This window comes from Peteryoungia ipomoeae (genome assembly GCF_004912165.1).
GTDB classification, from domain to species: Bacteria; Pseudomonadota; Alphaproteobacteria; order Rhizobiales; family Rhizobiaceae; genus Allorhizobium; species Allorhizobium ipomoeae.
Window position 1 is genome coordinate 799,548 of record NZ_STGV01000001.1, and the last position, 14,706, is coordinate 814,253.

14 protein-coding genes and 2 riboswitches are annotated in these 14,706 nt (G+C 62.2%); of the genes, 2 read left to right on the forward strand and 12 right to left on the reverse strand.

The features are described 5' to 3' along the window. Positions 1-307: 307 nt before the first annotated feature. Positions 308-1,093: a TSUP family transporter gene (locus FAA97_RS03830; protein WP_136597702.1), complete on the forward strand. Its 786-nt coding sequence runs from the start codon at positions 308-310 to the stop codon at positions 1,091-1,093. A gap of 4 nt (positions 1,094-1,097) precedes the next feature. Here the strand turns inward: FAA97_RS03830 and cobO are convergent, their stop codons facing one another. From cobO to FAA97_RS03880, 10 genes are all read right to left on the reverse strand, one after another. Then, positions 1,098-1,736: a cob(I)yrinic acid a,c-diamide adenosyltransferase gene (cobO, locus tag FAA97_RS03835; RefSeq protein ID WP_136597184.1), complete on the reverse strand. Its 639-nt coding sequence runs from the start codon at positions 1,734-1,736 to the stop codon at positions 1,098-1,100. Then, the gene (gene cobN, locus FAA97_RS03840) at positions 1,733-5,794 is read right to left on the reverse strand and encodes a cobaltochelatase subunit CobN (protein ID WP_136597185.1); all 4,062 of its coding nucleotides are present in this window, start codon (positions 5,792-5,794) and stop codon (positions 1,733-1,735) included. Before cobN ends, cobO begins: the two co-directional genes overlap by 4 nt. 3 nt (positions 5,795-5,797) lie before the next feature. Further along, positions 5,798-6,874 (reverse strand): cobalamin biosynthesis protein CobW, encoded by a 1,077-nt coding sequence (gene cobW, locus FAA97_RS03845; RefSeq protein ID WP_136597186.1) that lies wholly within the window; start codon positions 6,872-6,874, stop codon positions 5,798-5,800. A gap of 3 nt (positions 6,875-6,877) precedes the next feature. Then, the gene (gene cobU / locus FAA97_RS03850) at positions 6,878-7,408 is read right to left on the reverse strand and encodes a bifunctional adenosylcobinamide kinase/adenosylcobinamide-phosphate guanylyltransferase (RefSeq protein WP_136597187.1); all 531 of its coding nucleotides are present in this window, start codon (positions 7,406-7,408) and stop codon (positions 6,878-6,880) included. Between the two features lie 185 nt (positions 7,409-7,593). After that, positions 7,594-7,965: riboswitch (cobalamin riboswitch) on the reverse strand. Between the two features lie 63 nt (positions 7,966-8,028). Further along, positions 8,029-8,703, reverse strand: a complete 675-nt coding sequence (locus FAA97_RS03855; RefSeq protein WP_136597188.1) for a hypothetical protein — start codon at positions 8,701-8,703, stop codon at positions 8,029-8,031. Positions 8,704-8,763: 60 nt separating this feature from the next. Further along, a complete protein-coding gene (locus FAA97_RS03860) occupies positions 8,764-9,570 on the reverse strand; it encodes an ATP12 family chaperone protein (RefSeq protein WP_136597189.1) in 807 nt (268 codons plus the stop codon). Positions 9,571-9,579: 9 nt separating this feature from the next. Then, positions 9,580-10,233, reverse strand: coding sequence for an HAD-IA family hydrolase (locus FAA97_RS03865; protein WP_136597190.1), 654 nt, complete (start codon positions 10,231-10,233; stop codon positions 9,580-9,582). After that, positions 10,230-11,219 (reverse strand): RluA family pseudouridine synthase, encoded by a 990-nt coding sequence (locus FAA97_RS03870; protein WP_136597191.1) that lies wholly within the window; start codon positions 11,217-11,219, stop codon positions 10,230-10,232. The genes FAA97_RS03865 and FAA97_RS03870 overlap by 4 nt, the downstream gene beginning before the upstream one ends. 93 nt (positions 11,220-11,312) lie before the next feature. Continuing rightward, positions 11,313-11,690, reverse strand: a complete 378-nt coding sequence (gene crcB / locus FAA97_RS03875) for a fluoride efflux transporter CrcB (protein WP_136597192.1) — start codon at positions 11,688-11,690, stop codon at positions 11,313-11,315. Between the two features lie 56 nt (positions 11,691-11,746). After that, the gene (locus tag FAA97_RS03880) at positions 11,747-12,283 is read right to left on the reverse strand and encodes a flavodoxin domain-containing protein (protein WP_136597193.1); all 537 of its coding nucleotides are present in this window, start codon (positions 12,281-12,283) and stop codon (positions 11,747-11,749) included. 206 nt (positions 12,284-12,489) lie between these two features. Here FAA97_RS03880 and FAA97_RS03885 point away from each other — a divergent pair, with 206 nt between their 5' ends. Beyond that, complete coding sequence (locus FAA97_RS03885) at positions 12,490-12,765, forward strand: hypothetical protein (protein WP_136597194.1); 276 nt, start codon at positions 12,490-12,492, stop codon at positions 12,763-12,765. 81 nt (positions 12,766-12,846) lie between these two features. On the opposite strand, the gene FAA97_RS03890 is transcribed toward FAA97_RS03885, so the two are convergent. Beyond that, entirely contained in the window at positions 12,847-13,914 is a 1,068-nt protein-coding gene (locus tag FAA97_RS03890; protein WP_136597195.1) for a copper chaperone PCu(A)C domain-containing protein, read from the reverse strand. Between the two features lie 70 nt (positions 13,915-13,984). Beyond that, positions 13,985-14,356 carry a hypothetical protein gene (locus FAA97_RS03895; protein ID WP_136597196.1) on the reverse strand — a complete coding sequence of 124 codons (372 nt, stop codon included), beginning with the start codon at positions 14,354-14,356 and terminating at the stop codon, positions 13,985-13,987. Positions 14,357-14,540: 184 nt separating this feature from the next. Beyond that, positions 14,541-14,628, forward strand: a riboswitch (glycine riboswitch). The last annotated feature ends 78 nt before the right edge of the window (positions 14,629-14,706 follow it).

Below are 14,706 nucleotides of genomic sequence, written 5' to 3' on the forward strand. Positions count from 1 at the left end.
ACCTTGCCGCCTCACGGGGCGCGGTCCTTGGCCTTTGGGACAGCTCCGGAATTGGCCCCCTGATTGGGTCGGCCGCACCGGACTATTTCCAGCCTGTCGAACAGGCGCCGTCGCACATTGTCCTGAGCTTTATCGAAGCCGGCCTGAACGGTCAAATCGGTTTGCGGCGCTTTGTGTGGTGCCTGCGCCAGTCTCCGAAATCCCTCGGCTGGGCGACAGCTGAACCCTGCCGCCTTGCGCGATCGAGGCGATTGGTCCACAAGGCCGGCGCCTGCCTTCATCTTCTCCAAACGACGTGAGCCTTCCCGTGGTCGATCTCGCCTTCCAAGCCCTGCTGCTTCTCTTTATCGCGGCCTTCATTGCCGGCTTCATCGATTCGATTGCGGGCGGCGGCGGGCTGATCACCATCCCGGCCATGCTGATCGCGGGCATCCCGCCGCTGGAAACGCTCGGCACCAACAAGCTGCAATCGATGTTCGGCGCGGGGTCTGCCACCCTCGCTTATGCCCGCAAAGGCCATGTGGACCTGAAGAAGCAATTGCCCATGGCGGCGATGGCGGTCATCGGCGGGGCGCTCGGTGCCGTCGTCGCAAGCTTCGTTCCCGCAGCCGTGCTTCGCGCCTTCATGCCCTTCCTGCTCGTCGCCATCGCGCTCTATTTTGCGCTCAAGCCAAACCTTTCCGACATCGACAGCCACCAGCGCCTGACACCCTTTGCCTTCGGCCTCACCTTCGTGCCGATGATCGGCTTCTATGACGGCGTCTTCGGGCCCGGCACCGGCTCCTTCTTCATGCTCGCCTTCGTTTCGCTCGCCGGCTTCGGCATGCTGAAGGCAACGGCGCATACGAAGCTCCTGAACCTCGGCTCCAATCTCGGCGCTTTCCTGGTCTTCGTGCTCGGCGGCGTTGTCTTGTGGAAGGTTGGCCTGATGATGGGCATCGGCCAATTCCTCGGCGCCCAGACCGGCTCGAAACTTGCGATGAAAAACGGTGCGCGGCTGATCAAGCCACTGCTCGTGATCACCTGCGTCGCGCTCGCCATCCGTCTACTTGCCGACCCGACAAATCCGATCCGCATCTGGATCGGGGTCTGATCGATCAGTACTCCACGCCGATCTGCGCCTTGATGCCGGAGCGGAACGGGTGTTTCACAAGCTCCATTTCAGTGACGAGATCGGCAAGCTCGATCAGTTCGTCCTTGGCGTTGCGGCCTGTCAGCACGACATGGGTCATGTCGGGCTTTTCGGTCGCGAGGAATTCCAGCACTTCGGCGAGATCGATGTAGTCGTAGCGGATCGCGATGTTGACCTCGTCCAGCAGAACCATGGAATTTGTCGGATCGCGAATAAGGTCCTTCGCTTTTTCCCAGGCGGCCTTGGCCATGGCGATGTCGCGCGCCTTGTCCTGCGTTTCCCAGGTGAAGCCCTCGCCCATGGTGTGGAACTCGCAGAGATCCGAGAAGTGACCGAGGATCAGGTCCCGCTCGCCGGTCGACATCGCCCCTTTGATGAACTGCACCACGGCGCATTTCTTCCCATGGGCGATGTGCCGGAAGATCATGCCGAAGGCGGCGGAGGATTTGCCTTTGCCCTTGCCGGTATGGACGATGATCAGGCCCTTTTCGCCTGTCTTCGTCGCCATGATCTTGTCGCGCGCGGCCTTTTTCTTGGCCATCTTCTCCGCATGGCGGGCGAGATCGACCTCGGGGTTCTGGATGTTGTTGTCGTCGTCGCTCATCTCAACACTTCCTTCAAATCCCTGGCGCCGGCAGAGGCCAGCTCCTCCAATGTAAACTTCGCCGAATTGCTCTTCGGCGTCCACAGGCCCCGTTCGATGGCCTCGACCAGCCGTTCGGCCAATTCCTTCTGTGCCGGGGCATTCTTGTCGGCCATGAAGTCGCGCACCCGCTCATCCAGGATAAAGGCCTGATAGACCGCCTCGAAATGGTGGTCGCGCACGGCGCCCGTCGTCGCGGCAAAGGCGAACATGTAGTCAACGGTCGCGGTGATCTCGAAGGCACCCTTGTAACCGTGACGCATGACGCCCTCGATCCACTTGGGATTGACGACACGGGCGCGCACCACGCGGCCGATCTCCTCCTCAAGGCTGCGGATCACAGGCTTTTCGGGCCGCGAGTGGTCGTTGTGATAGACCTTCGGCCTCACGCCCGCGACATGCTCGACTGCCGCCGTCATGCCGCCCTCGAACTGGTAGTAATCGTCGCTGTCGAGCAAGTCATGCTCGCGATTGTCCTGGTTTTGCACCACGGCCTGAACCGAGCGCAGCCGCTCCTCGAAAAGCCCACGCTCCGCCTTGCCGTCCTCGCCGGCGCCATAAGCATAGCCGCCCCAGACGAGATAGCTTTCAGCCAGGTCAGCCCGCTCAGACCAGCCCTTCTCATCGATCAGCGCTTGCAGGCCAGCACCATAGGCACCGGGCTTGGAGCCGAAGACACGGTAGCCGGCGCGGCGGGCGGCCTGCTTGTCATCCAGCCCCTCGGACAACAGTGTTTCGATGTCCGCCCGCATGCGTGCCGCAATCGGATTGTCGTCCTCGTCCTCATCAAGGCTTGCGATAGCCCGCACCGCCTTGTCGAACAGGGCAATCTGTTCGGGGAACGCATCGCGGAAGAAGCCTGATATGCGCAGGGTGACGTCAACACGCGGACGTCCCAGGATCGCCATCGGGATGACCTCGAAACCGGTGACGCGGCGCGATGCCATGTCCCAGAGCGGCTTCACGCCAATGAGTGCCAGCGCCTGCGCGATGTCATCGCCGCCGGTGCGCATGTTCGACGTGCCCCAGGCGGTGAGACCGAAAGATTTCGGCCATTCGCCATGATCCTGCACGTAACGCTGGATCAGGAGTTCTGCGGACTTCTTGCCGAGTTCGTAGGCCGCCGGCGTCGGTACGGCGCGGCTGTCGACGGAGTAGAAATTGCGTCCCGTGGGCAGCACGTCGGGACGGCCGCGGGTCGGCGCGCCCGAGGGACCGGGAGGCACGAAACGACCGGAGAGGCCTCTCAGCAGGCCTTGGATTTCGGCGGCTCCGGATCTGACAACGGCGGGCTTCAGTCTGGCTTCGATTTCGGCGAGCACGGCGCGGGTTCTCGGCCAGTTATCCGGGCAACCGAGCTCGCCGGAAACGAGTTTGGCAGCGAGCAGCTCGATGCGCTCCACCGTGTCGCCCTGGGTGCGCCAAGGGGCGTCAGTGAGATCGGCAAGGATTGCGGGTTTTCCCTCGGTCCAAGGGGCCGACATCACGCAGTCGAGGGGATCGAACCTCGGCCCCTCATCCGCCCTCCGGGCCCCTTCTCCCCCCAGGCGGGAAGAAGGGGGCACGCCATCGTCCGTCTCATCCTTCTCCCCGTTTAACGGAGAGAATGTGGCCGGCAGGCCGGATGAGGAGCTATCTCCCAATACATCCGCCGCGATCGCCCGCTGCAAACTCGCATCACCGCCCTCGCCCAGCGCGCGCGGCACCCGCGCCAGCGCCACGACCAGGTCCGTCAGCAGCCGTCCTTCCGGCGCTTTCCCGAAGATGTGCAAGCCGTCACGAATCTGCATTTCCTTCAGATCGCAGAGATAGGCGTCGAGCTTCTCCAGAGCGGTTTCTTCAGCGTCGCCCTTGGCAATGCCGGCGTCCTGATCAAGGCCGATATCGGCTATCAACTCCAGGATCTGCTTCTTCAGAAGCACCAGCCGGCGCGGATCGCCGCCGGCCGCTTCGTAATACTCGTCGACCAGCGCCTCGAGGTCCTTCAGCGGGCCATAGGATTCGGCCCGGGTCAGTGGCGGCGTGAGATGGTCGATGATGACGGCGGCGCTGCGGCGCTTGGCCTGCGTGCCCTCACCGGGATCGTTGACGATGAAGGGATAGAGATGCGGCAGCGGTCCGAAGACGGCTTCTGGAAAACAGCTCTCGGACAGGGCCAGCGCCTTGCCCGGCAGCCATTCCAGATTGCCGTGCTTGCCCATGTGGATGATCGCCTGCGCTCCAAATTCACGACGCAGGAAGGCGTAGAAAGCAAGATAGCCGTGCGGCGGCACCAGGTCCGGAGAATGATAGGTTTCCTTGGGGTCGATGTTGTAGCCGCGCGCCGGTTGGATGCCGATCATGAGCTTGCCAAAGCGCATCAGCGGCAGTGCGAAACTGCCCTCGACATGAAAAGGGTCGCTGTCGGGCATGCCCCAGCGAGCGGTCTCACGATCCTGAATCTCTTTTGGAAGACTATCGAAGAACGCATTGTAATCGCTAAGAGACAGTCGCTCACGGATGACCCTTCCGTCATGCGCGGCATTGGTTGGTCCCGCCATCAGCGCCTGGATCAGCGCGTCGCCGTCCGGCGGCAGATCTGCGACATCGTAGCCGGCATCGCGCATCGCGCGCATGACCTCAATCGTGCCGGCTGGCGTATCCAGGCCCACGCCGTTGCCGAGACGTCCGTCGCGGTTCGGATAGTTGGCCATCACAAGTGCGACGCGGCGGTCCGCGGGCTCGGTGGCGCGGAGCCTTGCCCAATTCGCCGCGAGTTCAGCGACGAAACGCATGCGGCCCGGATCAGGCTCGTGGCTGACGAGGTTGACCTCCACCTCTTCGTTGAACCGCGCCTTCGACTTGAAAGAAACGGCGCGGCTCAAGACGCGGCCGTCGACTTCCGGAAGGGCAACGCTCATCGCAAGATCGCGAGCGCTGAGGCCTTGCGTGGAATTCTCCCAGGTGGCGCGGGGCGATGACGAGAAGATCGCCTGCAGGACGACAGCGCCCGTCTCGTCAAGGACCGTCGACGGATGTTCCGCGCCCGGAGACGAGACGGCGAAACCCGTGGCATTGACTACTACTGCCGGCGGAAACCGTTTGAAGATGGCGCGAAGCGTATCGACCGAGACCTGATCCTTGAGGCTCGATACGAAGACGGGCAGCGGGATCAGGCCCTGCTCCTTCAAAGCCGAAATCATGGCTTCGACGGGCGCCGTTTCGCCACTCTGGACGAGGGCATGGTAGAAGCAGAGCGGCGCGATCTTTCCAGTCCCTGCATGCGGGGCGAGGCTCAGGGTCAGGTTCTCGTCTTCAACTGTCGCCTGCCCCTCATCCGCCCTGCGGGCACCTTCTCCCCGTGAACGGGGAGAGGGAGGCACGCCGCCGGCCACAAGACCGCTCTCTCGCCTTATCGGAGACATGGCCGACAGGTCAGAGGGGGGCGCCGGGAACGCCAGCCTTTCCCACTCCTCGACCCCAATCACGCCCCTGCCCGGCCACCAGATTCCGGCCTTCAAGAGTGGGCGGGCCGGCTCCGGGCGCTCGTCACCACGCAGCATCGCCTCCGCGTAAGCCACGAAGGCGGCCGCATTGCCAGCCCCGCCCTCGGTGAGATAGCTCCAGAGCGGCTGCCGGTCGTTTTCGGCGCCGGATTGGAACGGCAACAGCCCTTCGTCCGGCTTGTCGTCCCCCGGCAGCACGACGATGGCGGCACCGCTGCGGCGGGCGCAGGCATGCAGAGCCTCCAATGCGTAGTGAAAATAGCTCGCTCCGCCCAGTGCCCTCACCACGATCAACCGGGCATGACGCGCCGTGCGCTCGATATAGGTATCGACCGACATCGGATGTTTGAGCGCCATCAGGCTCGCCAGCCGCCAGCGCAGTGTGTGATCGCTCCTTGCCTGAACGGCTGCGGCAATGGCCGCAAGTTCGGTGTCGGCCGCGGAGAGAAACAGGATGTCTCCCGGCGTCTGACCAAGATCGATCGCCTCGTCGCCGTCGCTGATCGATCCTTTCTGGGCAAGAAGCAGATGCATGGGTCAGCCAGCCGCCGCCTGGACGTCCTCGACGACGGAGGCGAAATCCCATTCGTGCAGGCCGATCACCACGAGCCGCGTCTCGCGCTTGTCGCCCGAGGTCCAAGGGCGATCGAAATAGCTTTCGACGCGGGTGCCGACAGCCTGGATGACGAGCCGCATCGGTTTGCCGGGCACGTCGATAAAGCCTTTCAAGCGCAGAATGTCATGCTTCTCGATCACCGGCTTCAGCCGATCGATAAAGTCTGCGGGATCCTTGATCTCGCCCAGCTTCAGCACGAAGCTCTCAAACTCATCGTGGTCATGATGATGATCGTGATCCTCGCCGGAGGCATGCAGCGCCTCGTGCTCCAGCTCGTGATGCGATTTGCGGTTATCGATGTCGTCCTCGGTGCTGGCGCCGATGCCGAGCAGGACGATCGATGGCACCTCGCCATTCTTCGCCTCGATCAAGGACGGTTTGCGGCTGGTACGGCCGGTCACCTCGGCACGCACAGCGGCAATACGCTCGGCATCGAGCAAGTCCGTCTTGTTGAGCACGATCAGGTCGGCGCAGGTCAGCTGATCCTCGAACAGTTCCTCGATAGGGCTCTCATGATCGAGATTGTCGTCCTCGGCGCGCTGGGCAGCGACCGCGTCATGGTCATCGGCAAAGCGGCCGGCGGCAACCGCTGCGCTGTCGACTACGGTCACGACGCCGTCGACCGTGACACGGGTGCGGATGTCCGGCCAGTTGAAGGCGGCGACCAGCGGCTGCGGCAGCGCCAGGCCTGAGGTTTCGATAACGATATGATCAGGCTTGACGTCGCGGTCGAGCAGCTTCTGCATGGTCGGCACGAAATCGTCGGCGACGGTGCAGCAGATGCAGCCATTGGTGAGCTCGATGATGTCGTCCTCGGTGCAGTTATCGGTGCCGCAGCCTTTCAGCACGTCGCCATCGACGCCGAGATCGCCGAACTCGTTGATGATGAGCGCAATCTTCTTGCCGCCGGCATTCATCAGCATGTTGCGGATGATGGTGGTTTTGCCCGCGCCGAGGAAACCTGTGATGACGGTGGCGGGGATCTTTTGCTGCAACATGGTTCAACCCTTCATTTTCAGCGGCAGTCCAGCCGCAACGAAATAGACCTCTGCCGCCTGGGCGGCGATGGCTTGGTGAAGACGGCCGGCATGGTCGCGAAAGGCACGCGCCATCTTGTTCTCGGGCACGATGCCAAGACCGACTTCATTGGAGACAAGGATGACGGTGGCCTTGAGATCGCCGAGCTTTGCCGCAAGGGCCGCGCCCTCGGCGTCGACATCGCGGCCTTCCTCCATCATCAGATTGGTGACCCAGAGGGTCAGGCAGTCAACCAGGATGACGCGTCCAGGCTGATCCAGCTTGGCAAGCGCATCTCTGAGAGCGATGGGCTCCTCATACGTCGTCCAGCCGTCGCTGGCGCGGTCGGCCTTGTGGGTCGCGATGCGGGCCGCCATCTCCTCGTCCCAGGGACGTCCGGTGGCGAGATACAGGCGTTCATGGCCGGAAGCGCGCGCGAGCCCTTCGGCGAATCGCGACTTTCCTGACCGGGCACCGCCGAGAACGAGAATGGAATGAGGACGAGAAATGCTCATTGCGCGCCCGTCTGCCCGGTGGCGCAGCACACAGCCGCAGCGCCGGCATTTCGCCCCTGCAACGTCTCGATCGATGCGCGAACCGACGATACGGTCCGGCAGCGGCGGGACCATCTGGACCCGCGGATGCAATGCGTCGCCACGACAACCTCCGTGCTGGCAACGGGGAGACCTCCCCAGTGTGGGCACCATGCCCGTGGATGGCAGGTCTCCTGGCTCGCAGGTCGTGGCCTTCGGGGCCAGCGGATTTTCCTCACCTTCCCAGGGTTAGCGCGCGACACGAAAGAGCGGACGATTCGTAGACATAGAGGCGTCCTGCCCCGGCTGATCGTGTCGCCACCCCAGTGGCTTTTCCGATCTGCCGTTCAGAAAGGCCGGCCGCATCGTGCGACCCGTCACCTTAAGGAACCGGCAGAGCGGATGGAAAACCCTCGCTGCAATACAGTCGCGGGGTCGGCTGCGTTCCGCGTGCCCGGTTGGGGTCCACGCCTTCGCATTCCCTTTTGCTCTCCGGACACCATCTCTGACATCCGAAAACCATCCGTAACGAGGATTAGGCCGAGGCCGGAGCCGAGTCAATCGCCTCGCTTGCGGCAGAAATGCAGGTCGCTGTCACACGGTCAGTGCTGGGGCACCAGGCAGTCTGCATTGCCGACGGCATCGCAGTCCGCTCCCAGGCGCACCGCGCCGCTTGCGCCGTCGTCGACCGTCGCGCTGCGTGGCGCGCGGACCGGTTTGGCGGCCTGTGGCTGGACAGTCGTCACGCTCGTCCGCGCGGCAACAGGCGCCTCGGTCGCCAGAATGGTCGAAATCTTCGGTGGATGCCTCACGACACGCAAGCGCGGCGTGGTCAGCGAAAAGGCATAGCGGATGCGGGCGGCGATCTGCTCGGCGAGCTGCTCCCGGCCATAGCGCGGGTCATCCGTCGAGGCATCAACGACAAGCTTCGCCTCGGCGACGGGCTCCCCTGTTTCAACAGAGCTTGCGGTGACCGTCACATGGGCCCGGTCGAGATTCCGACGGGCGTTGAAGCCCTTGGTCAGTCGATCGAGCTTTATCAGGAGGACAACCCGCTCGGCTCCCGGCGGCGGCCGGGTGGTGGCGATCGCGGATGCGATGCGGCGGTCGAGCGAGGTTAGAAGATCGAGGTGAACGTCACCATTGGCAAGGATGGTCGCCGTCCTGACATTGTAGACAAGCGGGCGCCCATTCCAGGTACCGGGAAAGGCAACGCAGGCCGTGAGGCTGAAGACTGCACAGGCGATAACAATCCAATAGACACTACGGCCCGGCATCCCGCGCTCCGGCTGTTGATTCCCAGCCGGCAGCATCCGCCTTTTATGGTTAGGACGAGGTTAATCCTGACGCATCACCGCCTGATAAAGCGAGGCTGCCGCGGCGAACTCGCGGTACCGCGCTTCTCTGCGCGCCTCGGCCTCGGCATCCGTGCCCCAATGCTCGATCGTCCAGTCCTCGTCGAGATGGGCAAGCGCCCAAATCTCATCCAGATCCAACGCCCCCTCGGCAAAGGCCAACGCCAAAACAGCGGATCCCGTGAGCGTCGTGACGACATTGAGGCAGCTTAGCTCGAAGGCGCCTCGGTAGGGCTTCAGGGCTGTTGAAAAGGCAGCAATCGCCTCCGAAGGCTGGGCCTGGTGCATGACGCCTTCGACCATAACCAGCCGTATGCCATGCGTGCGCATTGCCCATTCCAAGACAGGATCCCAGCGGCCGGCCTGGCGCTCGATCAATTCCTGCGGACCGTCGGCGCGGTAGCAGAGCATGTCGGTGCCGGCAAAGCGGACGATCTCTTCGAAAACGGCATCCACGCTGATGCTGACAGCGTCGATCGCCGTGTTGGAGAGCTTGGTGATCGGCATGCTTGCTGGGTCAATGACTTCCGCCTGCGCTGCCCATTCAGCGGCGACAAGTTCTGCTGCTTCGCGGCTCGGCAGCACCAGCGCGTTCTTGGCAGGCGTCTTGACCGGCTTTCCATCCAGATGAATGGCGTATCCGTCATCTGCCGTGGCGATGGAGACGTCCGTGTAAAAACGCTTGGGCAGCGGACGCTTCATCTGGATCTGGGCCCGGCGCACCGGATCCTCATGGCTCGGCTGAGGGATGAACGTGCCGAAGATGTCCTGGCTGAGTTCGTCGCGCATTCTTGTCTCCTAGTGGATATAGGCAAGCAGATCGGCCGGACGATCCACCACCGCATCGGCACCGGCGTCCCATAGCGCCGCTTTCGCAGCGTAACCCCAGCTCACCCCGATGGCCGTTGCACCGGCAGCCTTGGCCATCTGCATGTCATAGACGGCATCGCCTATCACGATGGTTTCGCGCGCCACGATGCCGGCCTCGTCGCAGCATTCGGAGACCATGGCCGGATGCGGCTTTGAGGGGCAGTCGTCGGCGGTCCGGCAGAAGAGGAAATGGGGCGTCAGCCCATGCGCTTCAAGGATGAAATCCAGCCCGCGGCGCGACTTGCCCGTGACGGCGCCGAGCACGACATCATCTCGCGCGATCAGAGCATCGAGGACCTCCCGGATGCCATCGAACATGCCCTCGCCGAAACCGCCACGGCGACGGACGTCGGAGAAGATCGCCTTGTAGTGCTCGGCCATGGCCACGGCCTCCTCGTCGGCATGCGGCTTGCCGCAGATGCGCGCAATCGCGATATCCAGCGTCAGGCCGATGATCGACTTGGTCTCGGCAAGCGTCGGCTCGGTACGACCGAAGGCGACAAAGGTCTCGCGCATCACGGCATGAATCAGCGCAGCGCTGTCCACCAGCGTCCCGTCACAGTCGAAGAGTACAAGCTTCATTCGTCGCCCCGGTCACCATCGGCCTGATCGAAACCGAGCAGGTTCCACGTCTGTACCATGTGCGGCGGCAGAGGCGCCGTCACCTTCAGACGACCGCCGGAGGGATGCGGCAAATCGATGTGGCGGGCGTGGAGGTGCAGGCGCTTCTGGACACCACCGGGGAAATCCCAATTGTGGTCATCGATAAAATACTTGGGGTCCCCGATGATCGGATGGCCGATATGGAGGGCATGGACGCGCAGCTGGTGGGTCCGGCCTGTATAGGGCTCCATCTCCAGCCAGGCGAGGTTCTGCGCCGCAGTATCAATGACACGGTAGTAGGAAATCGCGTGATCTGCGCCCTCCTCGCCATGTTTGCAGACCCGCATGCGATCGCCCTCGTCGGTCTGGTCCTTGGTCAGCCAGGTCGAGATCTTGTCTTCATGCTTGCGCGGCACGCCCTTGACCAGAGACCAGTAGGTCTTCTTGGTATCACGCTCACGGAAGGCGGCGGTCAGCTTCTGGGCAGCGCCACGCGTGCGCGCAACGACGAGCACGCCCGAGGTGTCGCGGTCGAGGCGGTGCACGAGGCGCGGCTTCTCACCCTTCCGGCTGGTCCAGGCCTCCAGCATCTTGTCGATATGGCGCGTCAGGCCGGAGCCCCCCTGCACCGCGAGGCCGGCCGGCTTGTTGAGCACGAAGACCTTTTCGTCCTCATGGAGCAGCATACGCGACAGAAGTTCATGATCGTCGCCGTGCTTCAGATCGTGGCGGGCGATCGGGCCGGTCTTCTTCGCATCGACGTCCATCGGCGGGATGCGCACGATCTGGCCGGGCTGCACGCGGGTGTCCGTCTTTACACGGCCGCCGTCGACGCGGACCTGACCGGACCGCAAAAGTTTCTGCAGGGCGCCAAAGCCGAGGCCCGGATAGTGGATCTTGAACCAGCGGTCGAGCCGCATGCCCGCCTCATCGGCGTCCACGGTGATATGTTCGATGCCAGCCATCGGTTTTCTCTCATTTTTATGGGCCTAGCCCTTCAAGACCGTGCCTTTAGTAGATTTTGGCCCGAAAGGGAAAGCGAAATGACACGAAGCGTGTCACAACAGGCTTCGACCCAAAAGCAAGCCGGCAAAAACGGCCGCCAATGACAGAATGAGGCTCGCGAGGATGTAAGCCGCTGCCGCAAGGGTCGCACCGCGCTCGAACAAGGCCAGCGCATCCAGCGAGAAGGAGGAGAAGGTGGTGAAGCCACCAAGAAAGCCGACAACCAGAAAGAGCCGGAGATCCATCGACCCATTCAATTTGCGCGCCAACAGTTCAACGAGCAGGCCGATGAGAAACGAGCCGACGATGTTCACCGTCAGCGTACCATAGGGGAAACCTGCGCCCATCAGGCGGGTGATATGAACGCCTGCGAGATAGCGCCCCACGGAGCCAAGGGCGCCGCCGATGGCGACCAGCAGTATTTGCAGCATGACGACTCCGGTAATGACGAACACCGGAACCGTTCAACCCGCGTCAGGACGGCCCGTCAAGATGCGGCGGCAGCGCGGAACTCATCGACAAAGGCGTTGAGCCTCTGCCAATCGGTAAATTCATAATCCTGCGTCGTATCAGTCGCCCCTGCCCGGCGCTTTGCCATCCGATGCATCATCCACCGCTTGAAGAAGTCATATTCCGTGAAACGCAATGCGCCAGCGGCATGATGCACCAGGTTGGGGACCCAGCCTGTTTCATGTTTCATCGTCTCAGCAAAGCCTCGCGCCTCTTCGCGCTCGTCCTCGACATCGCTCATGATTAACAGGCTGACCGAGACAAATGCAGATGGCACGCTGTTCAGCCAGGCTTTCTCGCGCGTGACGAATTCTGTGAAAACACCGGGATAATTTCCTGCGTGAATCGGCGCGCACAAGATCGCAGCTTCGGGGTGACTGACGCCGTATTCGTCCAGCGAGGCGATATCGAAAAGCAGGGCGCGGTCGCCGCCAGCCTCAATTCGGGATGCGATCTCACCGGCAATCCTCCGGGTCTGCCCGTCAACCGAGGTATATCCAACCAGAATGATCATAGTCTCCTCCTATACCTTGCACTGAAAGCAAGTCTGCACCGTGTTTTGTGCAGTTGATTTGATCCAGGACAAGAACGGATCAAAACTTGCTTCAACAACCCGAAAAAGAAGGGAATGTTTTTAGTCAAACCCACCGAATACGCTTAAAGATGCATATATAACCGCATGTTATGCTAATATCGTTATGTCTTATGCGGAATGGAACGATGACCCAGGTAGTGACAGTCTCAGCGCATACCGCCGCTTACGCAATGGAGCCGGTCAAGCCCGCCCTGCGATCGCAGCGGACGTCCTATGTCGAAGAGCACACGCAGCTGCTGGCCCATAAAGCGTCTCAGGGCGAAGATCTTCGTTTGCGGGCTCTGGTCAACGTGGTGCAACCACCGGCCCTTGCCCTCTACTTTCTGACGGCCAGTCAGCAGCGATATGAGCAGGCAACGTTGAAAGATACCATCGACGCTTACAAGAGCTCGGTTGCCTGACCAAAAAAGGGCGGAGACCATGTCCCCGCCCACCGGCAAATCAACTGCGCGGCCTCCGCGACAAGAGGTTTTCGCGTGACCTCAGCGTGCCACCACCGGCAGCTCCAGCTCCACATCCCCGGCCTTCTCGAATTTCAGGGTGACCTTGACTGTCTCGCCGACGGCAAATGGCGCTGACACCTTGTAGAACATCAGGTGAAGGCCACCCGGCACCAGTTCGACCTTTTCCCCGGCAGGAATTTGGATCCCGTCCGTGAGCTGGCGCATCTTCATGACATTGCCTTCCATCGTCATCTCATGCAGCTGGACGTCACCAGCCTGGTCTGATGAGGCACCGACAAGCTTGTCGTCGGCACTGCCCTTGTTTTCGATGGTCACAAAGCCGCCGCCCACAGGCTGGCCAGGAAGCATGGCCTTGGTGAAGGCCGCGGTCAGTTCAAGATCGCCCGCCGTCATTGGGGCAAAGTCACCAGGGGTGGCGCCGGCCATGTGGGCGTCGTGGGCCGAATGATCGCCATGGGCTGCATGGTCGCCATGACCTGCATGCGCTCCGGCTCCGGCCTGTTCGGCCGAGGCAGCCTGGGCATGCGCACCATGGGCAGCATGCGCCCCATGGGCGTGACCATCGGCTTCGGCGGCAATAAGCTTGAGCACCGGTGCCGGACCGTCGAGGTCATGCGGATCCTGCCCCGGAGCCGCAATCTGGTCCCAGGCAACCTTCGCATCAGCGCCGCAGAGTTGAACTGTCGGGAAGGCCAGGCCCGTTGCCGGGTCACCGGCCGCAATTTTTCCGTAGACCACGAACGTGTCGTAGAAATTGTCTGGCAGCTCGCCATTCTTGTAGCGGATCTCGACAGGGCCGGAGGTCACGGCCTTGCCGTGATTGTCATAGCTTGCTTTGTAGTCGCCGGTGATGACTTCCACATCCCAGCCCGGTTTCGGCATGGGTTTGGCGGAAATGAAGCCTTCAGGAAGCTTGATCTGAACTTCGTTGGTCGCCTTGCCGTCGCAGCCATGCGGCACCTGCAACGTGGCGGCAACATAGCCGCCGATCTTCGCGGGCTGGTTGGCGAAGGTAGCATGCGCCAATGCGGCGGTGGTCGATGCAAGCGTGGCAATGGCCGTTGCGAGAATAAGGGTCGTCTTCATGGGGTCTCTCCTTGCCGCGGTCCTTCTCGGCCGTCGGCGGTCATCAATCTCTGTCGAAAAGCGAGGCTATTCAGAGGAGAAGAGGCGGCCCCCGAAGACGCGGGCGATCAAGGAGATGCTGGATGAGGATGCCGGCTTCGACCGCAACGACGGGGCCGAGGCTGTTCAGCGACTGGAGCAGCCAGCTGTCATCGGACGGAGGCGGCAGGATGACGGACCCTGCCAGCCGGCAGGCTTGACAATCATTGGCTGGCTTGGACTGCTCGTGATCGAGGTGGGCTGCACACAGACCGGCAAATGTGCCGTCAGGCAGGACATAGGCGGAGGACTGAGATTCGCTTGCGATGGCAGCAGGCGTGCGATGGGCAAAGCCAACCGACAGGAAGACCATGGCGCAGAATAGGCGCAGGATCATCTGAGCTGTCTTGACCTTCGGCTTCATCGTCGTCCCCTTCTGATCCTTGCTTTAACGCGATGCTGCTTGCCTGCCAAGCGGCGAGATGACGCGCCCGAGAACATCTCTGCAGATGCTTGCGCCACAGCAAACACGGCGCTCATACGACAATAAATTGCTCGCAAGCGACGCGCCCCCTTGCCAAGAGTGACACTTGCCGGATAATGGCCTCAAGACCTTGTTGGGAGAAACCGGTTTACTCCGGTGCCGAAGGAGCAACCGCCCCGGAAACTCTCAGGCAAAAGGACCACAAGGCGTCGACTGCACTCTGGAGAGAGGCCCGTTTCCAAAGCGGACCAAGCCGAAGGGATAACAATCTCAGGCACAAGGACAGAGGG